This is a genomic window from Arcicella aquatica (assembly GCF_034928825.1).
Lineage (GTDB): Bacteria > Bacteroidota > Bacteroidia > Cytophagales > Spirosomataceae > Arcicella > Arcicella aquatica.
Window position 1 is genome coordinate 1 of record NZ_JAYFUL010000054.1, and the last position, 25558, is coordinate 25558.

The 25558-nt window shown below is 33.8% G+C and carries 25 protein-coding genes; 5 read left to right on the forward strand and 20 right to left on the reverse strand.

Annotated elements, in window-relative coordinates:
- Positions 1-261: 261 nt before the first annotated feature.
- The 5 genes from VB264_RS21555 to VB264_RS21575 form a co-directional block, all read right to left on the reverse strand.
- Positions 262-960: an L-ribulose-5-phosphate 4-epimerase gene (locus tag VB264_RS21555; protein WP_323252881.1), complete on the reverse strand. Its 699-nt coding sequence runs from the start codon at positions 958-960 to the stop codon at positions 262-264.
- 179 nt (positions 961-1139) lie between these two features.
- Positions 1140-2786, reverse strand: coding sequence for a ribulokinase (locus VB264_RS21560; protein WP_323252883.1), 1647 nt, complete (start codon positions 2784-2786; stop codon positions 1140-1142).
- 116 nt (positions 2787-2902) lie between these two features.
- A complete protein-coding gene (locus tag VB264_RS21565) occupies positions 2903-3604 on the reverse strand; it encodes an NUDIX hydrolase (protein WP_309916246.1) in 702 nt (233 codons plus the stop codon).
- A 1118-nt stretch (positions 3605-4722) separates the two neighbouring features.
- Positions 4723-5100 carry a TY-Chap domain-containing protein gene (locus VB264_RS21570; protein ID WP_323252886.1) on the reverse strand — a complete coding sequence of 126 codons (378 nt, stop codon included), beginning with the start codon at positions 5098-5100 and terminating at the stop codon, positions 4723-4725.
- 105 nt (positions 5101-5205) lie between these two features.
- Positions 5206-5703, reverse strand: coding sequence for a glycine zipper family protein (locus tag VB264_RS21575; RefSeq protein WP_323252888.1), 498 nt, complete (start codon positions 5701-5703; stop codon positions 5206-5208).
- 517 nt (positions 5704-6220) lie between these two features.
- On the opposite strand from VB264_RS21575, the gene VB264_RS21580 reads away from it, so the two are divergent.
- A complete protein-coding gene (locus VB264_RS21580; protein WP_323252890.1) occupies positions 6221-7390 on the forward strand; it encodes a DUF1624 domain-containing protein in 1170 nt (389 codons plus the stop codon).
- 246 nt (positions 7391-7636) lie between these two features.
- Here the strand turns inward: VB264_RS21580 and VB264_RS21585 are convergent, their stop codons facing one another.
- The 6 genes from VB264_RS21585 to VB264_RS21610 all read right to left on the reverse strand — a co-directional run bounded on the left by VB264_RS21585 (position 7637) and on the right by VB264_RS21610 (position 12313).
- Positions 7637-7807 (reverse strand): Arc family DNA binding domain-containing protein, encoded by a 171-nt coding sequence (locus VB264_RS21585; protein ID WP_323252891.1) that lies wholly within the window; start codon positions 7805-7807, stop codon positions 7637-7639.
- Positions 7808-7810: 3 nt separating this feature from the next.
- A complete protein-coding gene (locus VB264_RS21590) occupies positions 7811-8665 on the reverse strand; it encodes an SPFH domain-containing protein (protein ID WP_323252893.1) in 855 nt (284 codons plus the stop codon).
- Between the two features lie 177 nt (positions 8666-8842).
- Positions 8843-9448 carry an RDD family protein gene (locus tag VB264_RS21595; protein WP_323252895.1) on the reverse strand — a complete coding sequence of 202 codons (606 nt, stop codon included), beginning with the start codon at positions 9446-9448 and terminating at the stop codon, positions 8843-8845.
- Positions 9449-9506: 58 nt separating this feature from the next.
- Positions 9507-10157 (reverse strand): hypothetical protein, encoded by a 651-nt coding sequence (locus VB264_RS21600; protein ID WP_323252897.1) that lies wholly within the window; start codon positions 10155-10157, stop codon positions 9507-9509.
- A gap of 123 nt (positions 10158-10280) precedes the next feature.
- On the reverse strand, positions 10281-11099 hold the full coding sequence (locus tag VB264_RS21605; RefSeq protein ID WP_323252899.1) for an N-acetylmuramoyl-L-alanine amidase: 819 nt from the start codon (positions 11097-11099) through the stop codon (positions 10281-10283).
- Positions 11100-11509: 410 nt separating this feature from the next.
- Positions 11510-12313 carry a Cof-type HAD-IIB family hydrolase gene (locus VB264_RS21610; RefSeq protein WP_323252901.1) on the reverse strand — a complete coding sequence of 268 codons (804 nt, stop codon included), beginning with the start codon at positions 12311-12313 and terminating at the stop codon, positions 11510-11512.
- A 217-nt stretch (positions 12314-12530) separates the two neighbouring features.
- Between VB264_RS21610 and VB264_RS21615 the strand changes: the two genes are divergently transcribed.
- Positions 12531-12923 (forward strand): hypothetical protein, encoded by a 393-nt coding sequence (locus tag VB264_RS21615; RefSeq protein ID WP_323252903.1) that lies wholly within the window; start codon positions 12531-12533, stop codon positions 12921-12923.
- A 125-nt stretch (positions 12924-13048) separates the two neighbouring features.
- Positions 13049-14059, forward strand: coding sequence for a glycosyltransferase (locus tag VB264_RS21620; RefSeq protein WP_323252905.1), 1011 nt, complete (start codon positions 13049-13051; stop codon positions 14057-14059).
- Between the two features lie 155 nt (positions 14060-14214).
- Here the strand turns inward: VB264_RS21620 and rfaD are convergent, their stop codons facing one another.
- The gene (rfaD, locus tag VB264_RS21625; protein ID WP_323252907.1) at positions 14215-15180 is read right to left on the reverse strand and encodes an ADP-glyceromanno-heptose 6-epimerase; all 966 of its coding nucleotides are present in this window, start codon (positions 15178-15180) and stop codon (positions 14215-14217) included.
- Between the two features lie 352 nt (positions 15181-15532).
- On the opposite strand from rfaD, the gene VB264_RS21630 reads away from it, so the two are divergent.
- A complete protein-coding gene (locus VB264_RS21630) occupies positions 15533-15955 on the forward strand; it encodes a 6-pyruvoyl trahydropterin synthase family protein (RefSeq protein ID WP_323252909.1) in 423 nt (140 codons plus the stop codon).
- An 89-nt stretch (positions 15956-16044) separates the two neighbouring features.
- Positions 16045-17157 (forward strand): lipid-A-disaccharide synthase, encoded by a 1113-nt coding sequence (gene lpxB, locus VB264_RS21635; RefSeq protein ID WP_323252911.1) that lies wholly within the window; start codon positions 16045-16047, stop codon positions 17155-17157.
- Positions 17158-17202: 45 nt separating this feature from the next.
- Here the strand turns inward: lpxB and VB264_RS21640 are convergent, their stop codons facing one another.
- The 8 genes from VB264_RS21640 to VB264_RS21675 all read right to left on the reverse strand — a co-directional run bounded on the left by VB264_RS21640 (position 17203) and on the right by VB264_RS21675 (position 25405).
- Positions 17203-17760, reverse strand: a complete 558-nt coding sequence (locus VB264_RS21640; protein ID WP_323252913.1) for a 1-acyl-sn-glycerol-3-phosphate acyltransferase — start codon at positions 17758-17760, stop codon at positions 17203-17205.
- Between the two features lie 84 nt (positions 17761-17844).
- Positions 17845-19035 (reverse strand): site-2 protease family protein, encoded by a 1191-nt coding sequence (locus VB264_RS21645; protein WP_323252915.1) that lies wholly within the window; start codon positions 19033-19035, stop codon positions 17845-17847.
- Positions 19025-19645, reverse strand: a complete 621-nt coding sequence (locus tag VB264_RS21650; protein ID WP_323252917.1) for an HAD family hydrolase — start codon at positions 19643-19645, stop codon at positions 19025-19027. The genes VB264_RS21645 and VB264_RS21650 overlap by 11 nt, the downstream gene beginning before the upstream one ends.
- Positions 19645-20595 carry an acetyl-CoA carboxylase carboxyltransferase subunit alpha gene (locus VB264_RS21655; protein ID WP_323252919.1) on the reverse strand — a complete coding sequence of 317 codons (951 nt, stop codon included), beginning with the start codon at positions 20593-20595 and terminating at the stop codon, positions 19645-19647. The genes VB264_RS21650 and VB264_RS21655 overlap by 1 nt, the downstream gene beginning before the upstream one ends.
- Positions 20596-20759: 164 nt before the next feature.
- Positions 20760-22187, reverse strand: coding sequence for an MBL fold metallo-hydrolase (locus VB264_RS21660; protein ID WP_309916303.1), 1428 nt, complete (start codon positions 22185-22187; stop codon positions 20760-20762).
- Positions 22188-22320: 133 nt separating this feature from the next.
- Positions 22321-22986 carry a CAP domain-containing protein gene (locus VB264_RS21665; RefSeq protein WP_323252922.1) on the reverse strand — a complete coding sequence of 222 codons (666 nt, stop codon included), beginning with the start codon at positions 22984-22986 and terminating at the stop codon, positions 22321-22323.
- Between the two features lie 41 nt (positions 22987-23027).
- Complete coding sequence (locus VB264_RS21670) at positions 23028-24071, reverse strand: DUF6807 domain-containing protein (protein ID WP_323252924.1); 1044 nt, start codon at positions 24069-24071, stop codon at positions 23028-23030.
- Positions 24072-24154: 83 nt separating this feature from the next.
- The gene (locus VB264_RS21675; RefSeq protein WP_323252926.1) at positions 24155-25405 is read right to left on the reverse strand and encodes a hypothetical protein; all 1251 of its coding nucleotides are present in this window, start codon (positions 25403-25405) and stop codon (positions 24155-24157) included.
- Positions 25406-25558 lie beyond the last annotated feature (153 nt).

Genomic DNA, 25558 nt, shown 5'->3' on the forward strand with positions numbered 1-25558 from the left:
AATTAAACATTTGGACATCCGATGGAACAAAAAAAACAGACCCAAATCAAACTATATTACAATTTTAAGTAAATTAAACAGGATAATAAATCTGTCAACCTATTTTAGGCAAGCACAAGTTTAAAATACTGATATTCAATATTTTGATTCCAACTATAGAGCCTTTTGTTTTACAAACGCTGGTTAGTGACTTTGTCGTGGACATTTCGAATTGTAATCGAAAATTTAACTCCACATTCCGCACTCAAAACTCATCACTAATTAACATCCTTGTCCGTAATAGGCACTTACGCCGTGTTTACGCTCGTAATGCTTTTCAATAAGCGTATCTTTCAAGCGATTTACTCTTGGGTTCAACGTGCAAGTAAGGTAAGCCATTTGGGCAACTGCTTCTAAAACACCAGCATTATAAACAGCTTTTTCGGCATTTTTACCCCATGTAAAAGGAGCGTGATTTCCCAAAAGCACCATTTCTACCTCTTTATAAGAAAAACCCTTTTTCTCGAAATGATTCATAATTTGGAAACCCGTTTCGTATTCGTAATCTCCTTTAATCATTTCATCACTCATAGGGGGAGCACACGGTACATCCACCGTCAAATGGTCGGCATGAGTAGTCCCTAAAATAGGAATATCCATCTGAGCCTGAGCGAATGAAGTAGCATAAGTAGAGTGCGTATGAACAATAGAACCGATTTCTGTCCAATGCTTATACAACACTGCATGCGTTTTAGTGTCAGAAGAAGGACGGAAAGACCCTTCCACCACTTTAGCATCAAAATCGCAAATTACGATTTGGTCAGACTGTAGAGATTCGTAAGGTACGCCACTAGGTTTAATAGCAAAAACACCTTTTTCTCTATCTACAACACTTACATTTCCGAAAGTAAATACAACCAAACCCAATTTAGGAAGTTGCATATTTGCCTCAAAACAGGCTTGTTTAATGTCTTGATACATGATTAATTATAAGTTGTGAATTGTGAGTCTTGAATACACAAGACTCACAATTCCTTCTATCTCAAAATCTTACTTCTTATTTATTTTATCTTCAAGTCTTCAAATCTTGTGTCTAGCGTCTAAAGTCTATCACTCTAACGTCTTAAAGTCCTCCAGTCCTAAATCCTAAAGTCTCAAAATTAAACTGTCTGCGATTCAACAAAAGCTCCTAAAGCCTCATATTTTTGATAAAGCTTAGCATACAGAGCAACGTTTTCAGCAATAGGGAAATATGTTTTATCAAAACCATTACCCATCGCCGAAACAGCAGTGTTTACATCAGGATGAATGCCCGCTGCAACGGCTGCATACATAGCAGCACCCAACGCAGGTGCTTGTTCAGAAGTAGCGATTTTAACAGGCATATCTAATACGTCAGCAAGCGTTTGCATCACAAAATCCGATTTTTTAGCTACACCACCCATACCAACAATCTGTTTGATGTCAACACCTTCGTTTTTAAAACGATCAACAATGGCTTTTGAACCAAAGCAAATAGCCTCTACCATAGCACGGAAAATAGCAGGAGCATCAGAACCCATACCCAAGCCTATGATAGCCCCTTTCAATGCTTGGTTAGCATCAGGTGTTCTTCTACCATTTACCCAGTCTAAGGCAACTACATTCTTTTCAGAAATTGGTATCGCCGAAGCCGCTTTTGAAAGACTAACGATGATAGAATCTTCAATTTGTTGCTTAATTTCTGGCGCAATATCAGCATTTTGAACCGACCACATTGTCAAGTTTTTAAACCAAGCCAATAAGTCACCAAAAGCAGATTGACCTGCCTCTAAGCCCAACATTCCAGGAATGATAGAACCATCCACCTGTCCACAAATACCACGAACCAGTTTGTCTCCAATTTCATCAAAAGGAGCAACCATCATGTCGCAAGTAGAAGTACCCATTACTTTTACCAACGTAGCAGATTCAATTTCAACACCTACCGCACCAGCGTGTGCATCAAAAGTTCCAACAGAAATGATAGTATCGGTAGTTAAGCCTAATTTATCAGCCCAAGCTTGACATAAATTGCCCATTGAAACATCGGCTGTATAAGTATCTTCAAATAGTCTTGAACGCAATGCTGCCAAACGACTATCAAATTTTCCTAAATATTCTTCTGAAGGTAAACCTCCCCACGACTCATGCCACATGGCTTTGTGCCCAGCCGCACAACGGCTTCTCTTTACAGCATCAACATCATCACTACCAATTAAGACCGCAGGAATCCAGTCGCAGTGTTCCATCCATGAATAGGCAGATGTTGCAATACTTTCATCTTCACGCGTAATGTGTAAAATTTTTGCCCAAAACCATTCAGATGAATAAATTCCACCCTCAAACTGAGTGTAGTCGATACCACCCCAAGTACGAGAAACCTGATTGATTTCAGCCGCTTCATTGACAGAAGTATGGTCTTTCCAAAGCACAAACATGGCATTTGGGTTTTCTTCAAAACCCGCTGTTAATGCCAAAGGAGTACCAGTTTTGTCAACCGCAACAGGAGTAGAGCCTGTGGTATCCACAGAAATACCTTTTACTGATGATGGATTTACCGATGGAGCTTTTGCTAAACAATCTTTGATAGTGCTTTCCAACCCTTCAAGGTAGTCTAAAGGATGCTGACGGAACTGGTTTTTAGCAGGAATGCAATATTTTCCAGCTTTCCATCTTGGATAATAAAAAACAGATTGGCTAATTTCTTTACCGTTTGAAGTATCAATTAATACCGAACGAACAGAGTCTGTTCCATAATCAACACCGATGACGTATTGGTTTTTCATTGGTTAAATAATTTTTCGTGTCATCATGACACAATTGTAATAAAAGTTATTAAAAAAAGTATTTATGGGGTAATAGATAACATGATTGAAGCAAATCGTGAATTTTTCAAATCATTTTACCATTTAAAATCAGAAATAAAGTTGTGAAAATCGTTGAAATTGTTTTTATATTTTTCGGCGTCGAGCTGATAAAGCATAGCTTTTTTGGTGGCAGAATTTTCGTTTTTCTCACCTGTATCAATTAACAAACCTGTTGAAATGATTTTTCTGCTAAAATTCCTACGATCAAGATTCATATCATAGATGGCCTCATACAGTTTTTGTAATTGAGGAATCGTGAATTTTTCAGGTAATAGTTCAAAACCTAATGGATGTAAAGCGGCTTTGTAGCGTAACTGTGAAAGCGCCATATTCACCATTTTGTTGTGATCAAAAATTAAATCAGGTTTGTCTTTAAAATTGAACCAATATCCATTCATCGAACGTGATAGCTCAGAATCGTGTGCATGGATATTAATCAAAGCAAAAAAACTAACAGAAACAGTACGTTCTACTGGGTCACGGGTAATTTCCCCAAAAGCATGGAGCTGTTCCATGTATACATTTTCAAGCCCTGTTAATTCATTCAATACTCTTTTTGCTCCTTCTTCTAAATCTTCGGTTTCATTTAAAAATCCTCCCATCAACGACCATTTCCCTTTTTCAGGTTCAAAGTTTCGTTTAATCAAGAGTAATTTTAATTCTTCACCATCAAAGCCGAAAATTATGCAGTCGATGGCTAAGAGAATCCTTGTATCATGTGTGTATTTTAGAAGCATTTCTGTTGTATTAAATAGATTGTGTAAATGTAACACAATTTATTTAATACAACAAATTCTTTTAAAAAGAAAATAATTTCTTAAAGTTAAGAAATTGATTTATAAAAAATTATGATTAAAACTTTTTTTTGTGGACAAAAAAAAATCTCTTCATACATCAATGTTTGTAATAAACGCTTGATACATAAAGAGATTTTATGGAGTAACTTTTATTTAAGTCTAAAGGACTAAACCTTCAGAAATTTTTGATTTTCATCAATTGTTTTATCGTTTGACTGAACAATAAAAAATTTAGCGCCACAGCTTGGGCAATTATAGTATTTTATGTTTGAGAAGTAAGAAAGAAATAGCTTAATATAAAACGGTCTCTTTATTCTATCACAGTGCAAGTTCCCACAACTGGGACATTTGTTAACAGAAGTCTTTCTTAAAAAATAGAACAAAAGAAAGAATGCCTGCAGAGCCAGTATTGCCAATACGGACAATACAAGCGGATTGTTCAATAAGCTTGTCATAATTTATCGCGTGTGTGTTAATGGTTGGAAGTTGAATTTAACATTCAAATCCTAGGTAAAAAGTTTAAATATAAATGGTTAGTTATACAACAATAGAATGAAAAAAAACTTAACTTATGATATCTTTGATAATAGTTTTTAATTGTCTAGAAAGATCAAAATATGAGATAAATTTGTCTAAAAATCAGAGGTTTATACTCATCTTATTACAAGTTAATGATAGACTTTTCATAATTGTACTTCTGCTAATTTCAATATTTTTTTTAAAATTACAATATCAAAAGGCTTAAATTTTGGTTTTTAAGCCTTAAAATGGCCAAAAATTTATTAGCTGGTACTTTTTTTCAATAATTACATTTATATTATATTAATATATCTTGAATATATATTAATATAATAGTGTTAACTATACGCAATTTTACTTTGAAGTTTTTAGTAGAAAGATTAAAGTACAAAAATAAACCAATAAACTTTATATGAGGTTAAGAAATTAATAAGAATAAATACTTAGGTGAGGGAGCGTGAAAAAATCATAGTTTGAGAGCGTAAAAAATGACTTCTGCGTTAGCGTAATAATTTAATTTTTCTAAGAAATCATTTTCATTATTCTAAATGGAATTGAAAAGATTCTTTAGTGATATTATCAGATAAATAAACTTCTTTAATAGTAGAAGCTAAAAAGTTTGTTAAAAAATCAATTGAAGCATTATTGTCAGCAGGAAGTTCCAGAAAAAAATTAACATTACTTTCTGTAGGCTGATGCCAGCCAATTTCTTTTAATTTATTTAATTGGTCAGCCGAAAGTTTACTTGCTTGAGATAAATATTGGTTAGATACAGCTTCACAAAACACGTCCTCTGCACCTTTTGAGCTAGCAGCTTGGATATAATAATCTTTAGTAATGTCGATTACAAAATAATTACTGTCGCCTCCTTCTTTAAGTATTTTATGTATGGCTGTTTTAATGAGTGAGTGATTCATGCGTATGCTTTTTCTGCAAAGGTAAAGCGAATACAATAAAAAACGTCAAAGATTTTTCTTTCCTAGAAAATCTTTGACGTTTTTTATTGATAACAAAATTATATACTAATTTTTAGGTTTGTTTTTAGCATCTATAATTGCCCCTGTTCCAGCACCCAAACCAGCACCAATAACTCCTCCAATTAATGCACCTTTTAAAGGCTTGTTATTTCTAGAAATAACAGCACCTGACACAGCACCCACACCCGCACCAATCAATGCTCCTTTAACAGCACCACTCATTTTTTTCTTTTTGACAACTGTTGAAGAACTAGTAGTACTCACCTTCTCAGTGGTAGTTCTTTGACCTCCAGCCGAAACCTTGCTTGATACGCTTTTAGTGCTTTTTAATTCATGCACATATTTAATAGAATCATTACTTGCTTGTTTAGTGGCTTCAATTTTCATAGAATCAATAGCCATTTGCTTTGCTAGTTTAAGTGCCTCAACATTTTGTATCGAATCGATAGCCATTTGTTTTGCTTGCTCTATTTCTGTTTTAGAGGTTGAATTACATGAAACCATCATAAATAAAGCAGATAGAATAATTAGTACGTTTTTCATAAATATAAATTATTTGATTTTAATGTATTAAAAGCATTAAAAAATCGTTCCACTAGTTTTGTTATATAAGTGTAGAAAAAAATACACACTATATTGGAGATTTTTAAAAGCAATTACAGCCCTTTTGATAAAGTACCTTCCATAAATAAGCCAAGACGAAAGAAACATTTGTTTGACATCAAGTAAGATGAAATTGAAGAAATGGTAGAAAGAATACGGAGGAGGTTGAAAACTTGTTATTGAAGCTGTTTAAACTTTCAGTTTCTGAGGTGAAAGTATTGTATTTTAGAATTGATTTTTTCAAAATTTGCGAAGCATAGCATCGCTATGTTGAGTAAATTTTGGAACAAGCTATTCTGAAAGACTTAGTTTAACCCGAAACGAAAAGTTTAAACAGCTTCATTATAAAAGTATTGTTATTTCATTGTAAACTTAACACACCAGATAAATTTTTTATTTATTCCATTTTTGATTAAAAGAATAATTATCATAAATTTAAAAATAAACATTTTAATTTATGAATAAGCGTATACATTCAATTGACTTTATGAGAGGTTTGGTTATGGTAATTATGGCTTTAGATCACGTTAGAGATTTAATGCATGTAGATGCTATCACCCAAAACCCAACAGATTTGGTTACAACTACTCCGTTTCTGTTTTTTACTCGTTTTATTACTCATTTTTGTGCACCTACCTTTGTTTTTTTATCTGGTACTTCAGTGTATATATCTCTCAAGAACAAAGAAAATATTGGACAAGCCCAATGGTTTTTATTAAGTCGAGGGTTGTGGTTAATATTATTAGAATACACTATCGTAAACTTTGGAATTTGGTTTGATATCAATTTTGGAATTATATTATCACAGGTAATTGCAGCCATCGGTTTTGGGTTTGTGTTGTTAGCAATTTTATTGAGGCTACCGGCTAAGGTACTTGGCATACTTGGTTTATTGATTATACTTACGCATGATTTAGTAACATCACTGCCTTCTGGTATTCAAAACCCTGATTTAAAGTTTGTTGCTACCTATCTTTTTGCTTTAAATGCATTTCCATTGATGCCAGACTTTACTTTTGTAGTTTCATATCCTATTATTCCTTGGTTTGGAATAATGCTAGTAGGATATGCTGCGGGGCTTATTTTTGACTATCCTCTGCAAAAAAGGAAAAGAACTTTATTGGCAATAGGTGCATCAATGCTTGTAATTTTTGCGGTAGTAAGGTACACTAATTTATATGGAGATTTGACAAAATGGTCGGTACAGAAAAATGCTACTTACACATTCCTATCTTTTATCAATGTAAGCAAATACCCTCCTTCATTTTTATATACATTCCTTACGTTGGGAGTGATGATTGTGGTGCTTTCTTACGTTGGGGGACTAAAGGGCAAGTTTGTGAAAATAATTTCAGTTTACGGTAAAGTACCTTTATTTTACTACCTAATACACTGGTATTTAATCCATATATTAATGATAGGCATGTTGTTTATACAAGGTTTTACATGGGAAGAAATGAATTTTGCAAACTTTACTTTTGGTAGACCAACTGGTAAGTCAGGGATTGAATTATCAGGAATTTATGTAGTATGGATAAGCATTGTAGTGGTGATGTATCCTCTTTGTGAATGGTATGGCCGTTATAAGGAAGACAATTCAGAAAAGAAATGGCTTCGCTATTTATAAATAATACGATTTATTCCGAATTTCTCAATCATAAAAAAGCGGTCGAAATTAGTTTTTCGACCGCTTTTTTATGATTGAGAAACAACGAATTCCTACTGTTTGAGCGATAGCGAGTTTAGGAATTCTTGATTTTTTGTTACTTTTTGTATCAAGACAAAAAGTAAGGACGAGAACAAATCAAAAAAAAATGAAATCTTCTAAACCTCGATACTTTAAAAGAAAATTCAGGATGACTCATATTAATCTTTAATTTGTCGAATTATCCTTGTTTTTTATCCTTTTGGCATCTTTCAGGCTTTTATTCAACATCCATTCAATTTGCCCATTCACACTTCTGAATTCATCAGCCGCCCATTTTTCAATGGCTTTCATCATTTCAGCATCTATTCGCAAGGCAAAAGATTTTTTTTCAGCCATAACTTATTGATTTAAAGTGCCTGTATTGATTACAGGCTTGGTTTCGCTGTCGCCACATAAAACAACCATTAAATTACTTACCATCGTTGCTTTCTTGTCTTCATCAAAAGTAATAATATTTTTAGTACTTAATAAACTCAAAGCACTTTCTACCATACCAACGGCGCCTTCTACAATTTTATGACGCGCCGCCACGACAGCAGAAGCTTGTTGACGTCTTAACATGGAATGTGCAATTTCAGGAGCGTAAGCTAGATAGGCGATTCTAGCCTCTATTACTTTGATACCTGCAATTTCTAATCTTTCTGTTACTTCGTTTTCAAGGGCATTATTGATGTCATCAAAATTAGTACTCAATGTTATTGTTGCCATTTCATCCTCAAAATGATCGTAAGGAAAAGAGCCTGCTAATTTTCTAACAGCCGAATCTGTTTGAATTTTAATAAAACTGGTATAATTATCAACTTCAAAAATAGCTTTAAAGGTGTCCTCTACTTTCCACACTAAAATAACACTTATTAAAATAGGATTCCCCATTTTATCATTCACTTTTACCTTATCGCTTTCAAAGTTTCTAGCTTTCATTGATAAACTTGTACGAGTATAGAAAGGGTTAATCCAGAATAAACCATTTTGTTTAATTGTCCCTTTATAATTACCAAACAACAAAAGCACCTTAGCAGTATTCGGACTAATAATAATAAATCCTTTTGCTATCAATAAAAGCAAAATACAAGCCACAATAGTATCGAAGGGATGCTTGTAAACAATACCGAAAATCAAGAACCCAAAACTTAATAATAAAGCAAAAAGAGCAATGTATCCATTAAATGGATTAATGTTTTTTTCAGTGTTCATAGAAGTGATTATTTTGATATTAAAATGATATTACAATAGTACTATAATTTGTATTCAAAAATGACTGTTATTGTATTAAATATCAATAAAATAGGATGAGTGGTTAATGAGATAGATTAATGTGGTGGCACAAAAAAATCCTTCAAATATCTTGAAGGATTTTAATGATTTTAGTGTTTATTTTTGGTCAAAATCTTCAACAACTACGGTTTCGGAAAGGTAATCATGCCAAGTTCGTTTATGGTTAATTAATATCGATAGCCCATCAAAAGGAATAAGCCGACAAATAGACCTAGTGGTAATATGATACCATGTTAAACTTTCTCCAGATATTGTAACTGTTTTAGTTTTAGTTAAATATTTTGCTACTGTTTTTCCATAAATTTTCTCTAGAAAAAAATAATTCCCTATCAAAATAGCTAAGCTCAAGAATACTATAAGCGTAGAGTCTTCTAATTTAAAAAAAAGAATTAGAAAGAATATCAAACCATATGTCAACAATAAATCAAAAATGCGATTTAAGCCTCGTGCTGGAATTTTAGCATAAATAAAGGAAGAATTATCAGGAAGCAACACTGCTAATTTTTCTTTATCTATCTTTTTAGGTTGAGTTAATATTTCCTCCTCATTTGGTATATTGATTGCTAAGCCTCTTTTGTTAATCTCTGTTCTAAGAATTTCTCTTATTTCTGGTGTCAAATCATACACATCTCTGGCAATGATTTTTATTCTACCGTCATCAAATAGTCTGTAATTTTCAATGAGTTGTTCTCTTGTAAGCATAAAAAAAGATTTAAGGTTAATAGTGTGGTTATTGATGTTTGAAATACTAAAATTGCATTTAATCTTCTTTAATTAGCCAATAGATTGTGTAAATTACTAGAAGAATTGAGCCTAAAATTATAATCCTTTTTCCATGCGCTCTATCTTTTTGTTGGTAGATATAAACTCTATCACCATTGGGAAGCGTTTTTTGGGTTGACATAAGATCCCACCCGATAGTAATACCAAGAAGCCCTCCTACAATTGCAAAAAAATATCCCCAAAAAATTTTTGAACTTTGTTCGGGTTCAGGTTGCATCATGTCTTTGATTCTACTCGCACTCAAAGAATCAATAAAGTCTTTATCTATTTGCTTTCCCCTTTCTGTTAATATTTTTTTAGCTAGCTCATAATCAAAAGCAGACCATTCATCGGCTTTCAGGAGTATTTCATAAAGTTCAGTATCATTAAAATCAAAGAGGTAATACGAGCGGTCAACTTCTTGAATATTTTTTGAAGCTAAGTCACGTTGTATATTGTTTACTTCGAGGAACTTGTCAGCTGGAATTTTAACAATAAATTTAGGAAGAGCTATCGTCGATGTATAGGAATTCGAATTAGGACGATAATTTTCTGTTTCATATTGAATATTATTATCGTCTAAGATTTGGAGTAATTCATTGAATTCAAGTTCATTATTGAACTCACGGAAGGTTAGGAATTGGTGCATTTACTGAAATAAGTGGGTTGTTATATGATAGTTATTAGGATAGTAATAGCAATATAGCAAAAATAAAAATTATTAATGCGTCAACATAATCATTTAATATTTTGACGCATTAATAGTTGATAATTACTTAACCAAATATTTCGAACTTACCCAGCCTTCTATATCATTTAGCCCATGAACGGTGTCTAATACTTCTACAAAACTCCAAGTTCCTTCTCGTTTAAATACGGTTACTTTTGTATTGGCTGGTAGCATATCTGTAATGGTTTCAAACTGTGTTCCTGCTCCTTTACGAATATTTACTTGTGTGCTTGTCTTATACAAATCCAAAGTAGCATCTTTACGGCCCATTGCTTTAGCTTTAAAGCTTGTCATTGGAAAAGCGGGTCCTGGGTCGGTTTTTCTAAAAGGAGCGATGTCTTCATGACCTATTACATCTTTTAACTGATAGGTTTTTACTAACAAAGTCGCAACATCTATCGCTACTGATAATTGTTTTTCGGAATATTCTTGCCATCCATTTTCAGCTGTTTCATTTTTATGTTTGGCAATAATTACATCATCGTCAGATACAGTAGTTTTATCTACTGGACAAACCCATTTACCTCCTTGTTTGGCTAATTTGCCACCGTTTACCAACTCGATGCCTATTGAATAACTATTTAGTCCGTTCAAGCCATTCCATTGACTTACACCAGCATGCCAAGTGATGATATTAAAAGGGGCAAACTGTGTAATCGTACCGTCTCTATCAATCACCAGATGGGCAGAAGCCTTGGCTGTAGGATTCAGAAACCAAGCAATAGAGCCCGAAGCTTTAGTAGCTGCGGTATAATGCATTACTAAATAAGAAGGAGTGTATTTTCCTGCTTTGTTAGGAGTAGGACGATAGCTTACTTGCTTACCATCATCAGTGTAAAGTAAATGATTTAGGATTTTCATAGTCGTAACAGTTTTGAGAAAAGGAGTTCAAATGATTCTTAATTCAGAAAGGAAATCAAATGTGCTTGTTATTGATAATCAATGATTTGATTCTAAGTAAAACTATATATTTATCCCTCTCAGGTCAAATAAAACATAGATTTTTGCATACAATTTTTATTAAGTGGTAGTTCAGAGGATTCTCTTGCAAATTTGGTAAGGCTATATAGAGATATAGACCAGCAATAATTAGGAAAATGGGAGGGAGGAGGAAAAAACGGTTTGATGAATTGGTATCTGATATACCAATTCACCAAGCCGTTAAGTAGTAATTTCTAAGTAATTTATGTACAATAAATGATGTTAACGTATATCTCATATTTTAAGCCGCAGTATCAAAAAGCTTAAAACTAATCACTCATAGCTTTTCCTTAATTCAATATAAAACGTTCAATTACTTCAGCTACGCCATTATCGTTGTTCGAAGCTACAATCACATCAGCTTTATGGCGAATTTCAGGCGTCACGTTATCAACCCATACACCTAGTCCAGCATATTCAATCATTGATAAATCGTTGTTGGCATTACCCACCGCTATGATTTCATCAGCATGAATATTCAGTCTTTCAGCCAATCTTGCTAAACTAGCGGCTTTATCAATACCTTTCTGCATGATTTCTAAGAAAAAAGGCTTAGAAGTCGTGATACTTTTATGATTAATCTGGGCTTTTAATTTTGCACCTACGCTCGCCAAGTACTCAGGTTCTTCAAGCATCAGGCATTTTACCGAAGGGGCTGTGATAGCCTCTTTAAAATTGGCTACTTTACGCAGGGGCATTCCTGTAAGGCGGGCTTCCAAGTCGATATATTCTGATGCTGATTCTGTGATAATTGCCCCATCGTGATATGCTAAAATGTGTACATTATTTTCCACACTAAAATCATACAACTCATGAATGTGCTCGGTACTAATGCTTTGCTCGAATAGAATTTCGTTGTTTGCCATATCAGTAATCACCCCGCCATTATAAGACAATATGTATGAGCCGTAGGTATCTAAAGATAAATCTTTGGCATAAGTTGTCATAGCCGGAGTGGGTCTGCCAGAAGCCAAAACCACATAAACACCCTTTTCTTGGGCTTTTAGAATCATCTCTTTATTCTTATCAGAAATGAGGTGTTCATCAGAAAGTAGCGTGTCGTCCATGTCCAACACCAACATTTTATATTTCATTTGTAAGGATTTTTCTGCAAATTACAACTCAAGTACTTATGAGCTTACATTATCTAAAAAAGTTTATATAGTTTCCTGATATTAAGTAATATGAAAGAAACTTTGGCATTCAATTTTAGTGTTCAATAGTTATCAATTAGTTATATCAAGTAATGAGTTAAAGTGATTAATCACTAAAACACTCATTCGCTGACTCACTCAAATATTTTAAACAAACATGAAAAACTCAATTTATCTATTTTTGATTGGTACAATGCTATTTACATCATGTGGGAATAATGCTGAAGTACAAGCCCTCAAACAAGAAAATGCTGCGCTGTCGGAACAGTTAAAAGCGATGAAAGCTAATGGTTTTGCCAATGCTCCCAAGTATATATTGAAGATTCGCTTGAAGCAGTCTCATTTTTCGTTAAGCATCAAGAAGCATATCAAGGATGCCGTCAATGCTATTGAGTTTGAATTGCCCGTAGATAAAGAGTTTTTTGATTCTGTTTCTGAAGGTACAGAGCTAGTGGATAAATTTAGATTTGGCTCATTTGTTTTATATGGAAGCTTTGGTGACTGGGAAATGACTGTGAAGGAGAAGGAAGTGAGAGAAGTAAAACCTTAGGTTTTATATTTTGCTTTATTAAATTAAATAGTCAAAAACTGAATGTCAAATGTCATAAAGTGTGAAAATTTTTCACATTGTACGTGAAAAACAACGAAATTTGCCTTCAAATTTAAAAATCCCTGATGCGCAAATATTCTATTATTATTCCTGTTTATAACCGTCCTGATGAAGTGGAGGAGTTACTTCAATGTTTGGTTAAGCAAACATACACTTATTTTGAAGTAGTGATTGTTGAAGATGGTTCGGTTAACAAATGCGAGCAAGTTGTAAAAACGTTTAAGGACAAGCTGGATATTCATTATTATTACCAACAAAATACTGGGCAAGGCTTTGCCCGTAATACGGGTTTTAGTAAAGCTACAGGCGAATATTTTATCATCCTGGATTCTGATGCACTGATTGAAAATGATTACTTGTCAATCGTTGAGAATCAATTAAATACTGAATATTTAGACCTCTACGGGGGACCTGACCGAGATCACCCGAATTTTACACCTATCCAAAAAGCCATTAGTTATTCTATGACTTCGATTTTTACGACAGGAGGAATCCGTGGAAGTAAAAAGAATTTAGGGGGTACTTTTCATCCAAGAAGTTTTAACATGGGGCTTTCGAGAGAGGTATATGAAAAAACAAAAGGCTTTATCATCACCCGAATGGGCGAAGATATCGAGTTTAGTATCAGGGCTATTTCGCTAGGCTTTAAGTCTGGTCTGATTCCAGAGGCTTTTATTTACCATAAACGAAGGACTAGTTTTATTCAATTCTATCGTCAGCTAAGATTTTTTGGTAAAGCACGTATCAATATTAGTCGATATTTTCCCAACGAATTAAAGTTAGTCCATACTTTTCCAATGGTTTTTACACTTGGATGCTTCTCGATACCATTGTGGTATTTTATTTTTACGCCCTTCTTTTACCTAGGAATCATTATTTTAAGCATTTATGTATTGCTTAATTTTCTTGATTCAACGTTTAAGAATAAAAGTATTGAAGTTGGCTTACTTAGTATTATTGCCGTATTTGTACAGCTAATAGGCTATGGAGTAGGTTTTATGAGCGAAGGATGGAAGAAACTCTTTGAAGATAAAGGCTTTAAACAAACAGGAGAACAAATAGAATATCCTTCATAAGTTAAGGTGATGAATTGTGATTTAAGCTACTGGTAGCCGCTTTAATTTACGTTCTAACTTCGCTTAACTAAAAAGTCCTGATTGAATTTTCAATCAGGACTTTTTAGTTACTGTTAACTCATTGCTCAAAGCTCAAAACTGATAGCTAACAGCTACTAATAATATTGCTCGACAGCTAAATAATTTTTAACATAATCATTCACGCCATCTTCTAAAGTTGTAAAGTTTTTATCATATCCTATTGATTGAAGTTTCGACATATTTGCTTCTGTAAAATATTGATATTTATCTCTAATATCTTCCGGAGTATCTATAAATGAAATATTTTCAGGAAGATTCAAGGCTTTGAATGTATTTTTAACCAAATCTAAGAAAGTCCGTGCATTGCCAGAACCAAGGTTGTAAACGCCAGAATTACGACGATGATGCATCAAATAAATGCATACCTCTACTACGTCCTTTACATATACAAAATCGCGCATTTGCTCACCATCCTTATAGTTTTCATTGTGCGATTTGAATAGCTTCATCATACCAGTATTTTTAATCTGGTTGAAGGTATGCCAAATGACAGAAGCCATTCTGCCTTTATGAAATTCATTTGGTCCATAGACATTGAAAAACTTTAAGCCAGCCCAAAAAAATGGTTGTTCTTCCTGTTTTAAAGCCCAAATATCAAAATCATTCTTAGATTCTCCGTAAGGATTCAAAGGCTTTAATTGAGGAATTAAAGACTCGTTGTCGTCATAACCTAATTCACCTAATCCATAAGTAGCTGCTGATGAGGCATATACTAAAGGGATTTGATAATCATGACATTTCTTCCAGATTTTCTTTGAGTAGTTCAAATTCAATTTATTGAAAATATCAACATTGAATTCAGTAGTATCTGTTCTCGCACCGATGTGAAAACAAAACTCAACTTCCTGATAATTTGCGTCTAGCCATTCAAAAAAGTGTTCTCTGTCCACCCTTTCTTGAATTTTTTTACCATCAAGATTTTTATTTTTCTGTTCGTCAGAAAAATCATCAACGGCGATGATATAATTGAAATTATCTTGATTCAAACGCTGAATCAGGCAACTTCCAATAAATCCTGCGGCACCCGTAACAATAATCATAGAGTAGCAATTATAATAATTGTATTTATACGTGTTAGGTAAATTTAAAAAACTATCAAAATTAAAATTAAGTTTCCATTTAAACTATACACAGATTTTGGAAAAAATATAATTTTTCAAAGATTTGTGTGAGTTTTTTACTTTTATAATTAAGTTCTTTACTGATTTTGTTCAAAAACGATAAGTAAAAATGCTTAATCTTTAAAATTGAATTTATTCATGAAAGCCTGATATTCGCAGATTTAATTTTTTTGAAAATAAATTCATTGTAATTTTGCGGACTATTCATATTTATAGGTATCTATTGCTATTGTTTTCCCAAGGATGCCTTCACTTGTAAACACTGAAAACAATGGTTTATGTAAGTCGTAAAGAGTATTTTAATGCAGCACACAGGTTGTACAACCTGAGCTGGTCTGAGGAAAAGAATCGTGAAGTTTTTGGGCCTTGTGCTAATGTAAACTGGCACGGTCATAATTTTGAATTGATTGTTACCGTAAAAGGCAAACCCGACCCTGATACTGGTTTTGTAATTGATTTAAAGGTGTTAGGTGATATCATCAAACAAGAAGTTATTGAGAAAGTTGATCATAAAAATCTTAATCTTGATGTAGATTTTATGCAAGGTAAAATGGCAAGTTGTGAAATTTTTGTCATGGAGATTTGGAAAATATTAGCCCCTAAAATTTCAGGAGTTTCGTCAACTGCTAAATTGTATAGCTTAAAATTGTACGAAACTCAAAAGAATTTTGTAGAATATTTTGGTGAAGAATAACGCTTATTTTGAATGTCGGATTTAGGAATGTCGGTATTAAAAACCATCGAAAATTATTCATAAATCCGAAGTCTGCAATCCAAAATCAAATGAAATATTATATCATCGCTGGAGAACGTTCGGGAGATTTACACGGCTCGAATTTGATTAAAGGTATTCGTAAACATGACAATGCTGCTGAAATCCGAGCTTGGGGAGGTGATATGATGCAGGCTGCTGGGGCAGAAATTGTAAAACATTACAGAGACCTTGCCTTTATGGGATTTTTCGAGGTCGTAAAAAATCTTCCTACGATTATTGGCTTCTTTAATTTTTGTAAAAAAGATATTTTAGCTTTTCAGCCAGATGTTGTTATCTTGATTGATTACGCAGGTTTTAATATGCGTGTCGCCAAATTTGCTAAATTAAAAGGCATCAAGACATTCTATTATATTTCGCCAAAGGTATGGGCTTGGAATCAATCGCGCGCCTTGAATCTGAAAAAGTATGTGGATAGATTATTTGTCATTTTCCCTTTTGAAAAAGACTTTTTCAAAAAGTATGATTATGACGTTGATTATGTAGGGAATCCATTGTTTGATGCCATTGCAGACTTTCAGCCTTCCCAAGATTTTAGGAAAGAAGCACGACTAGGGCAGAAACCTATCATCGCTTTGTTACCAGGTAGTAGAAAACAAGAAATTGAAGGAATGTTATCCGTGATGCTAACACAAGTGTATTTATTTCCTGACTATCAATTTGTTATTGGTGCGGTATCTAATTTACCTAAGGAATTGTATGCTCGTTGGCAATCTATCTTTCCTGTAAAAATTGTCGTTGATGATGCCTATAATCTGCTTTCAGTAGCTGATGCCGCTTTGGTTACTTCTGGTACTGCGACGCTTGAAACCGCTTTGTTTAATATTCCCCAAGTAGTTTGTTATCGTGGCGGTTGGGCAGCCTATCAGGTATATAAACGAGTGATTAGAGTACCATTCGTGTCGCTAGTGAATTTGATTGCAGGACGAAAAGTAGTGACAGAATTACTTCAATATGATTTGACCAAAGATAATCTACAGGCTGAATTGACCAAAATAACATTGAACAAAGAAAGTCGAGAAGAACAATTAAAAGGCTACGAAGAAATTAGGAATTTACTCGGCACAAAAGGAGCTTCTGAAAAAGCGGGTGCTTTGATGGTAAATTATTTGAAACAATCATAAAGACTATAACAAAAAAGGCTTCACTTAGTGAAGCCTTTTTTGTTATTAATATTTTAAGTAATTACTTATCCAAGTTTTTTTATAACCACCAATCTTATCAAAGAACAAAGCAATTTGTTTTAAATCGGCGTGAGAATCAGACGTTGTATAAAAAGGCTCGCTGATAACAATTGCTTTAATAGAATAATCAAAACCAATCATCACAATAGGAATCTCAGCGTTTTTTGCGATAAAATAAAACCCCATTTTTAATTTATCAACATCTTTTCTAGTCCCTTCAGGCGCAATCACAAGATGTAACTCTTCTTTTGAATTATATAAAGTAGTGACAGCTTTCACAACCTGATTATTACTTGAACGATCTACAGGGTAACCACCTAGCCAATAAAACATCCAGCCAAATGGACCTTCAAATAATTCTTTCTTACCTAAGAACCCCATTTTTACACCAATGGCAGCTCTAGCACCAATTCCCACGGGAAAATCTACTGATTTTGCATGAGGTGCAACTATCAAAATACTTTTTTTAATATATTTTGGAAATTCGCCAACAAGTTTCCAACCTGCTAACTTGAAAAGGAATTTGAATAAAAAATTAAACATTTTAAGGAGCAATGAAAATTAAGTTTTGTGTAACAGACTTTCGTTTTTCTTACTGAAATTAACTGTTTCAATACCGATAGTCAATTATTTAGCAGAAAAATCAATTTGCATAAATGGATATGGAGTAAAACAAAGAATAAAGATAGCTAATGACACCCACCCCAATAACTGTCTTTTGAAGTCTAAAGGTTCATCGATTTCTACTTCGGGATGATATATTCCTAAAAATCTACCTAGTAAAAATAAAAAAGGAAAGAATCCAGAGAAACCTTGAATGCTTGCTAAGGCAGGAATATAACTCAAAATAAATTGTCCTACTACTACGCTTAAGCTCAACACCCATGAGGTAAGCTGATTTTCTGAAATTCTTGAAAAACAAATTCTTAAGAACAATACATACCCCAACAGCCATGTAAAGAAATCAGATTCAGATTTATAGTATCCTGTTACACCAATATTTTTAATGTCGGCAATGGTAAACATGCCATATCCAGCAAAAAAAGCAAAAGCCACAAAAATAATAGGAGAAATAATATTAAATTTCTTTTTACCGATTAATCCATAAAGAATATGTCCGCCGTCTAATTGACCAATGGGAAATAAATTGAGTGCGGTAAAAAACAATGCTAAATATCCAGCCCAAATCAATGGATAGTGCATGATTTCAAAATTGGGTGGTAAAAGCTTAGGGTCTGCTACGTAGTTTTTAAAGAATTTAAACAATAGATTATCCCCCAACACTAATTGACCATTCATAAATTTAGGAATCTTCATTATCTCTGTAGGATATTCTCTTCCAAATTTTTGATAATCAGGATGTACTGTAAAAATATATTCAAAGGGAGGCAAATGGGTAAAGCCATAATACAATACTGCCAAGGCCACGACAAAACCTGCTAAAGGACCAGCAATGCCAATGTCGAAATATTGTTTTCTTGAACGCGTTTTCCCCGTGATTCGAATGACTGCTCCCAATGTACCAATGCCTATATCCGTTAGAACACTCAGCCACATGGGAATATAATATGGGAGGGAAGTTTTGATATTATAATACCTTGCCGTAAAATAATGCCCAAATTCGTGGCAAGTGAGGAATGCTAAAAATGGAATAGAGAATTGAAAGCCTTGCCAAAAATCTTCAGGAAAATGTAGAAGATAGGGTTCGGGAAAAAAGAAAAAAGCCTTGGCAGTCATTGCTTCTGCACCTGCCAAGGTTGTTGTTATTAATGTAACGATGAAAAGAACCGCTTGGATAATCTCTGTTTTATACTTCATTTGAAAATAAATCTAAAATCGTAAATTCTTGAGGAACAATTTGCTTTGTTTGAATACCTATCGCAGCAGCTCCTTCTAAGTTTACTAACAGGTCATCCAAGAATAAGGTTTCAGAAGCTATCAGATTAGCTTGTTTCAACACTGTTTCGTAGATGTCTACTTCAGGTTTTAGCTTTCCCATTTCAAACGAAAGGAAGACATAATGAAAAATATCACTAAAATGCTTTATACCTGTAGCACGCTCTAAAATTCTTTCTACTTCTAAAAAGTGAATATTGCTAGTATTCGAAAGAATATAAATCTGATATTTTATGGCTAATTTTTTGAGGAGTTCAATCCTTGCTGGGTCAATATCCATTAATAAAGCACAAAACGCTGTATCAATCTCTTGGTCACTAGCCGTGATTTTTAACTCTTCTCTAATTTCAGCCCTAAATTCAGCATCGCTTAAATGTCCTTTTTCGTATCTAGACCAAATTTGCTTTTCTTTCAGAATTCTTTCACTTTCTTTCCAGTTTACATTTTCTGAAATCTTTGTAAAAGCCTTAAATGTTTTTTCAAAGTCAATGTCTATGATTACATTTCCTAAGTCGAAGATGATATTTTTCACTATTTGTATACACCCATATTACCAAATTTCTCAATTCTTTGATTGATTCTTTCAGCAGGGCTAATGTTTTGAAGTTCAGAAATCGTTTTAAGTATTACGTCTTTTACAGTTTGACTGATTGTCGGATAGTCAAGATGTGCACCGCCTAGTGGTTCAGGAATAATGCCATCTACTAAACCATTTTTCAACATATCAGTAGCCGTTGGTTTTAATGCCTCCGCTGCTTGTTCTTTAAAATTCCATGTTCTCCATAAAATAGTTGAACAGTTTTCTGGAGAAATTACAGAATACCAAGAGTTTTCGAGCATCAACACTCTATCACCAATCGCAATCCCTAAAGCTCCACCAGAAGCACCTTCGCCAATGATAATACAGATGACAGGTACTTTTAGCATAAACATATCACGAATGTTTCTAGCAATAGCTTCCCCTTGTCCGCGTTCTTCTGCTTCTAAGCCAGGGAATGCACCAGGCGTATCTATCAAAGTAACGATTGGCTTGCCAAATTTCTCTGCCATTTTCATTAAGCGTAACGCTTTGCGATAGCCCTCTGGGTTTGGCATTCCGAAATTACGCAATTGGCGTTGCTTAGTATTTCTTCCTTTTTGCTGACCAATGAACATAATTGTTTGGTCTCCAATTTTACCAAAACCTCCCACCATTGCTTTATCATCACCTACATTTCTATCACCGAAAATCTCTATAAACTCATCACAGATGTTTTCGATATAGTCTAACGTATAAGGGCGTTCAGGATGACGAGAAAGTTGCACTCTTTGCCAGCGAGTTAGATTAGTAAATGTTTCTCTTTTTAGCTCTTCGATGTTGGCTTCCAACTGTGAGGCCGCTAAAGACACATCTACATTATTATCAATTGCCAATTTTTTCATTTCAGCTAATTTAGCTTCAAGCTCGGCAATAGGTTTTTCAAAATCTAGTAAAGTACGCATATTTAGTTTTTTACGGTTATTAAATTATCCGTTGACTATTTTAGAAAGGTAAAATTCAGCGAATAAAACTGAAGTTTTAAAAATATTCACGCAAAATTAGACAAATATCAACCTAAAAGAAAAGACTGACCAATTTTTTGAGATTTGACCAGCCTTTTAAGCTATTATAAAATATATTCTTGTCCCATTTCTGGAATTTCAATGTTTGAATATCCTTCGTCTTCAAGCAAAGTCTTGAAAGTATTCATACTATCTTCTTCTCCATGGATTAAAAACACTTTTTTGAGCTTTTTAGGAGACTGTTTCTTGACAAAATTAACTAAATCCTGTTGGTCCCCATGACCCGAGAAAATATCAATTTTCTCAACGTTGGCTAAAACTTGATATTCTACATCTTTGATTTTCAAAGACTTCTGCCCGTTCATCAAACGCCAGCCCAATGTTCCTTCAGATGAATAGCCTACCAACAGAATAGTACAATATACATTGTTGATATTGGCAGCAATGTGTTGTTCTACTCGCCCTCCAGAAATCATTCCCGAAGCTGAAATGATAATACAAGGCTCAGCATAATTAGAAATAGCCTTGCTTGATTTTTCACTTTGAATATATTGTAAATTTTCAAAATCAAATAAGGAATCATTTTCCTCGTAAAAATCTCGAGCTTGTTTATTCAGCTGTTTGATGTTTTTTTGATATACTTTGGTGGAAGCATAAGCTAAAGGACTATCACTGAATACTTTAATCGGCGTAAATCCCTTTTCAGAGTACAACCTATTTAGGGTATAAAGCAATGCTTGCGTTCTGCCAATTGAAAAAGCAGGAATAATTAACCTGCCTGGAATATCAATACAAGTACGCTGGATGATTTCAGCTAAGGCTTCTTCTGGTGTTTTTTTGTCTTCGTGCAATCTGCCACCATAAGTAGTTTCGCATAATAAGTAATCAACCTCTGGAATTTCAGTAGAAGGGTCTATATGCAGAGGATAGTCTTTTCTACCGATATCACCAGAAAAACAGATACTTTTCGTCTCACCATTTTCTTGTACTTCAATAATAATATGAGCCGCACCCAATAAATGCCCAGCAGGAATAAACGTTACCCAAGCATTATCGGCAATTCTGAATCGTCTGTGAAATTGAAGTGTAACAAAGTTACTCATTGCATCTTCAACGTCTTTCTGTAAATATAAATCGCCCTTAATAAGCAACCTATCCATCTTTTTTTTCTTCTTTTTGCTATCTCCTTCTGCTTGTTTTACTTTTTTTAAGTTCAGATTGGCTGCATCATACAACAAAAGGCTTGTCAAATCGGCGGTTGAAGAAGTACAAAGTACTTGCCCTTCATAACCTTCACGATACAACATGGGGATATTTCCAGAATGGTCTATGTGTGCGTGTGTAAGAAGAACTAAATTTATTTGCGAGGCCTCAAATGGAAAAAATGCTTTATTACTTACTGGTTGTGTATAATCAACTTCGCGACCCATATTTCTTCCACAATCAATCAGAATCTTAAATTCATCATCTAGTTCAAGTAAATACATACTACCCGTCACCTGCCTCGTAGCTCCCCAAAAAGTTAATTTCATTCTATGTATTTTATGTTTTAAATCCTAATTGGTAATTAGTGTAAATACAAAGATACCAAAAAGAGCTTCAATTCAAATAGTTGAATTTCCTGAAAAACAGAAAATCTCAAGAAAGTATTTGTCTATCTGGACTTTATCCCCCAAAATTTTGCGTGATTCTGCTAAAAGGACTATTCTGTGATTTATAAGGATTTTTACTTAATCTGATTGCACAGCCCATCGCCCTATAATTCTTATTGAGCAAATTAGCACGGTGTCCAGGCGAATCCATCCACTCATTTACAATATTAGTGGCCAACTCTTTATAAGTCTGCATCGTCAAGGTTTTTTCAGTTTTACAATCGATATATTGAAAATCACCTCCCTTTCTTTTAGGTTCAATAAGACAAAACATATCTTCTTTCGATTGAATAATATCAAACTCAGCAATATTTTCAGCCATTTGTGAAAACTCACTAGTTTTATTCATGATTCTTTTGGCAAAAGTTCTGTTGCTTCTACTAGAAGGTTCTTCGTGGCTATAAAAATTCCTATTAATCATTGCTTCTGAATGTTCAGATGCTACTTGATGTAGTACAGAAGAATAAGAGAAGAGTGGGAGATGATATTTTTTTCGTTGTAAATTACTTATATGAAATAGCGTAGCATCAAGTAATTCTTCATTTGGATTTCTAGCATCAATGGGTTGATTGACTTTTGCGGTGCTTAAGAAATCATTTGTATTGACTTCATAAAGAGAAGTTTCTGTTTGAAAAGAAGTGTTTACAACACAGAGAAATATTAAAAATAGGTACTTCATACATTTTTTATTTATAAAACGTATGAAGTACCTACTATAGTTTATTTAGCAAAATCTGCGGCTAATTTATTTAAAGTTTCATCACCAACTTTTCCCGAAGTAATTACGGTACGATAGCGGAAAGTAACGGATTGTTTCGGTGCCAACGTATAGTTCAACTCTTTCTTTTCTTTACTGAAAACATTCTCACCTAATGGATTGGCAGCAAAAAGTCCATAGCCACGTGCATGCCAAAATGTAGGATAGTTTACATTTTTAGGGTGGTCGATGATAGCAATAGAAATATCTTCGTCTTTGATTTTACCAGCTAAGTTTGTCCATTTCCCTCTAGTACTCCACACATTTTCACCTTCAATGCCTTCACTGCTTCTATAGTTACCAGTAATACCTGTGTTATCCAATTTGTCCACTTTGGTTTCAATACCACTTGCATCTACGAAAACATCAGGTTTGTCAGAAGGGTGTTCTAATTCACGCGCAACTCTGATAGCAAAAAAGCCATCTTTTACATCTTTAAAAACAACTTCTTGGTCCTGAGCCGTCAATGTTGTAATTCTGTCAATAATACGTTGGTTACCTTTTGCATGAAAAACATACGTTGTTTTTTCTTTCAAAAGTGTAGCACCCTTTCCGTCCGTATCAACCCAGTCGGCTGTTACAGATAAACTTGCTTTACTTGCTCCGCCTTTGCTCGATACAATCCCTGTATGCTTAATAGTTCCATATTTTGAACGGTCTTTGATAGCAGTAGAATTGTTCCAAAAATCAAATCCATTTACAGATTCATAATTAAGCCACATCCCTACGTGGTGCGGATGGTCAACTCTTTCTCCCGGACGAGTAGCAAAAGGATATCCGCGTGTAATAGTAGTTCCTTTTGAAGTAAGGATTGGGAACAATACAGGTTTTTTTAGAATGGCATCGCTTGGGTAGAAGTAAGCTGTAAAAGGTTTATCGTCTACTAATACATCTACTTTGTTTTCATTTTCTTTAACAACAAGTTTGATTTGATCTTTTTTTTGTTGAGCTATTGCGAAATTATAGCCAAATAAAAGTGTACAAAGCAATAAAAAGTTTTTTTTCATTAGTATTTTTTTTGAGAGTTTTACCATTAAAATTGTGTTTACTTATCCAAAGCATAAAAGAGTTTTTTTATACTGAATAGCCCTTAAATTTCCTGCTTTTTCATGGCCAGATTTAACCAATATAATACGCCGATAAATATAATAATTTCGAAAAAGTATTCCATTGTAAAGCGTAACTCAGAGAAATCTTTGAATTGTAAAAATGGTTTGCCAATTCTAAACCATAACGAAGGCTGAAAAGAAGCAATGAATTGAATTAGGAAGGTAATTACGATAAATCTTTTACGATTAAAAAAGTTAAAGCCAAAAATCAGAGGCATTGAATAAATGAAAACATAATTGGCATACGAACCGATTTGTATCACCATCATTAACCCAAAAAGAATTATCCAAATTTTAGGAATGTATTCCTGAATGGTTAATTTCCTGCTTAGGTAGGTCTGCCACAAAGCAAATACTAATATGACAAAAAGACCAATCCAATTGATTACCTTAATGTTATTACCTAGGTTAAAACTCCAGATGAAAGGGTTTGCAATAGACCAAGCATTAGGAGCCATAGGTTCTTGAGCCAAACGGATAGGCATTAAGAATGAATTACCACCATAATGCAATAAGAAAAAAAGGACGGGTAAGCCTACTACTATATTGCCTAGAAAGAATTTAACTTTGTCTGTTACTTTAAAAAATATCAGAGGGATAAATAAGACAAAAAATGCTTTAGTACATAATAAGCCAAGACCAGTGATTATGCCTAATACAAAATCTGATTTTTGTTTTTTCCAACAATAAATGATTAAACAAGCAAAGCCCCACATCCAGATATCTTCTTGCCCACCGATGACACAAAAAATAAAAGGACCAGGGAGTAATAAATAAATTAATGTTTTGAACAAGTCTGCGGATTGGTTTTTAGAGGAGAACGTAATCATGGTCATCCAAAGAACAAGGAGCTCAATAAATATCATTAAGAGCGTAACGGCTTCGGGGCTATCCCAAAGAAAAAGCAATAAGGCAGTGATATAAGGGAATAATGGCGAATATAATGACTCGAAGTCACGGTATACTAATTTTAATTTAAGGGCTTCTTGGGCTGATTTCCAAAAAATGATAACATCCGACTGTGCTTTGAAATGCAGGATGACATAAACAATTATAAAGGGGATAATCCTAAACAAGATAGATAGTATTAAAAAAGAATTAACTCTTTTTAATTTATCAAAGATTTTTTCTAAGTCTTGTTGATACCTAAAAGCGAGTAATGCTATAAAACACAGGCCTAATGAAATCAAAATTTTAAAATAAATCGTTCCGTACTTAGTCATGTCTATCATATTATCTATGAAATTTAGAGAGCTAGTTGCATAACTAACCCAGATGATTGAATAGAATTAATAGCTAATGATGGTATAGCCTAGTATAACATAGTACGAGAAGATGTAAAACAAAGACTTTAGTATAGTAAATATTATATCTAAATACTTTTA

Bases quoted from the DNA above. Each gene is read 5' to 3' on its own strand.
- VB264_RS21560 (WP_323252883.1), bottom strand. From the start codon at position 2,786: ATGAAAAACCAATACGTCATCGGTGTTGATTATGGAACAGACTCTGTT.
- VB264_RS21615 (WP_323252903.1), top strand. From the start codon at position 12,531: ATGAAAAACTCAATTTATCTATTTTTGATTGGTACAATGCTATTTACA.
- VB264_RS21600 (WP_323252897.1), bottom strand. From the start codon at position 10,157: ATGCACCAATTCCTAACCTTCCGTGAGTTCAATAATGAACTTGAATTC.
- VB264_RS21580 (WP_323252890.1), top strand. From the start codon at position 6,221: ATGAATAAGCGTATACATTCAATTGACTTTATGAGAGGTTTGGTTATG.
- VB264_RS21590 (WP_323252893.1), bottom strand. From the start codon at position 8,665: ATGAACACTGAAAAAAACATTAATCCATTTAATGGATACATTGCTCTT.
- VB264_RS21585 (WP_323252891.1), bottom strand. From the start codon at position 7,807: ATGGCTGAAAAAAAATCTTTTGCCTTGCGAATAGATGCTGAAATGATG.
- VB264_RS21555 (WP_323252881.1), bottom strand. From the start codon at position 960: ATGTATCAAGACATTAAACAAGCCTGTTTTGAGGCAAATATGCAACTT.
- VB264_RS21605 (WP_323252899.1), bottom strand. From the start codon at position 11,099: ATGAAAATCCTAAATCATTTACTTTACACTGATGATGGTAAGCAAGTA.
- VB264_RS21640 (WP_323252913.1), bottom strand. From the start codon at position 17,760: ATGTTTAATTTTTTATTCAAATTCCTTTTCAAGTTAGCAGGTTGGAAA.
- VB264_RS21645 (WP_323252915.1), bottom strand. From the start codon at position 19,035: ATGAAGTATAAAACAGAGATTATCCAAGCGGTTCTTTTCATCGTTACA.
- VB264_RS21570 (WP_323252886.1), bottom strand. From the start codon at position 5,100: ATGAATCACTCACTCATTAAAACAGCCATACATAAAATACTTAAAGAA.
- VB264_RS21675 (WP_323252926.1), bottom strand. From the start codon at position 25,405: ATGATAGACATGACTAAGTACGGAACGATTTATTTTAAAATTTTGATT.
- VB264_RS21670 (WP_323252924.1), bottom strand. From the start codon at position 24,071: ATGAAAAAAAACTTTTTATTGCTTTGTACACTTTTATTTGGCTATAAT.
- VB264_RS21630 (WP_323252909.1), top strand. From the start codon at position 15,533: ATGGTTTATGTAAGTCGTAAAGAGTATTTTAATGCAGCACACAGGTTG.
- VB264_RS21595 (WP_323252895.1), bottom strand. From the start codon at position 9,448: ATGCTTACAAGAGAACAACTCATTGAAAATTACAGACTATTTGATGAC.
- VB264_RS21665 (WP_323252922.1), bottom strand. From the start codon at position 22,986: ATGAAGTACCTATTTTTAATATTTCTCTGTGTTGTAAACACTTCTTTT.
- VB264_RS21620 (WP_323252905.1), top strand. From the start codon at position 13,049: ATGCGCAAATATTCTATTATTATTCCTGTTTATAACCGTCCTGATGAA.
- VB264_RS21575 (WP_323252888.1), bottom strand. From the start codon at position 5,703: ATGAAAAACGTACTAATTATTCTATCTGCTTTATTTATGATGGTTTCA.
- lpxB (WP_323252911.1), top strand. From the start codon at position 16,045: ATGAAATATTATATCATCGCTGGAGAACGTTCGGGAGATTTACACGGC.
- VB264_RS21655 (WP_323252919.1), bottom strand. From the start codon at position 20,595: ATGCGTACTTTACTAGATTTTGAAAAACCTATTGCCGAGCTTGAAGCT.
- VB264_RS21610 (WP_323252901.1), bottom strand. From the start codon at position 12,313: ATGAAATATAAAATGTTGGTGTTGGACATGGACGACACGCTACTTTCT.
- VB264_RS21565 (WP_309916246.1), bottom strand. From the start codon at position 3,604: ATGCTTCTAAAATACACACATGATACAAGGATTCTCTTAGCCATCGAC.
- VB264_RS21660 (WP_309916303.1), bottom strand. From the start codon at position 22,187: ATGAAATTAACTTTTTGGGGAGCTACGAGGCAGGTGACGGGTAGTATG.
- rfaD (WP_323252907.1), bottom strand. From the start codon at position 15,180: ATGATTATTGTTACGGGTGCCGCAGGATTTATTGGAAGTTGCCTGATT.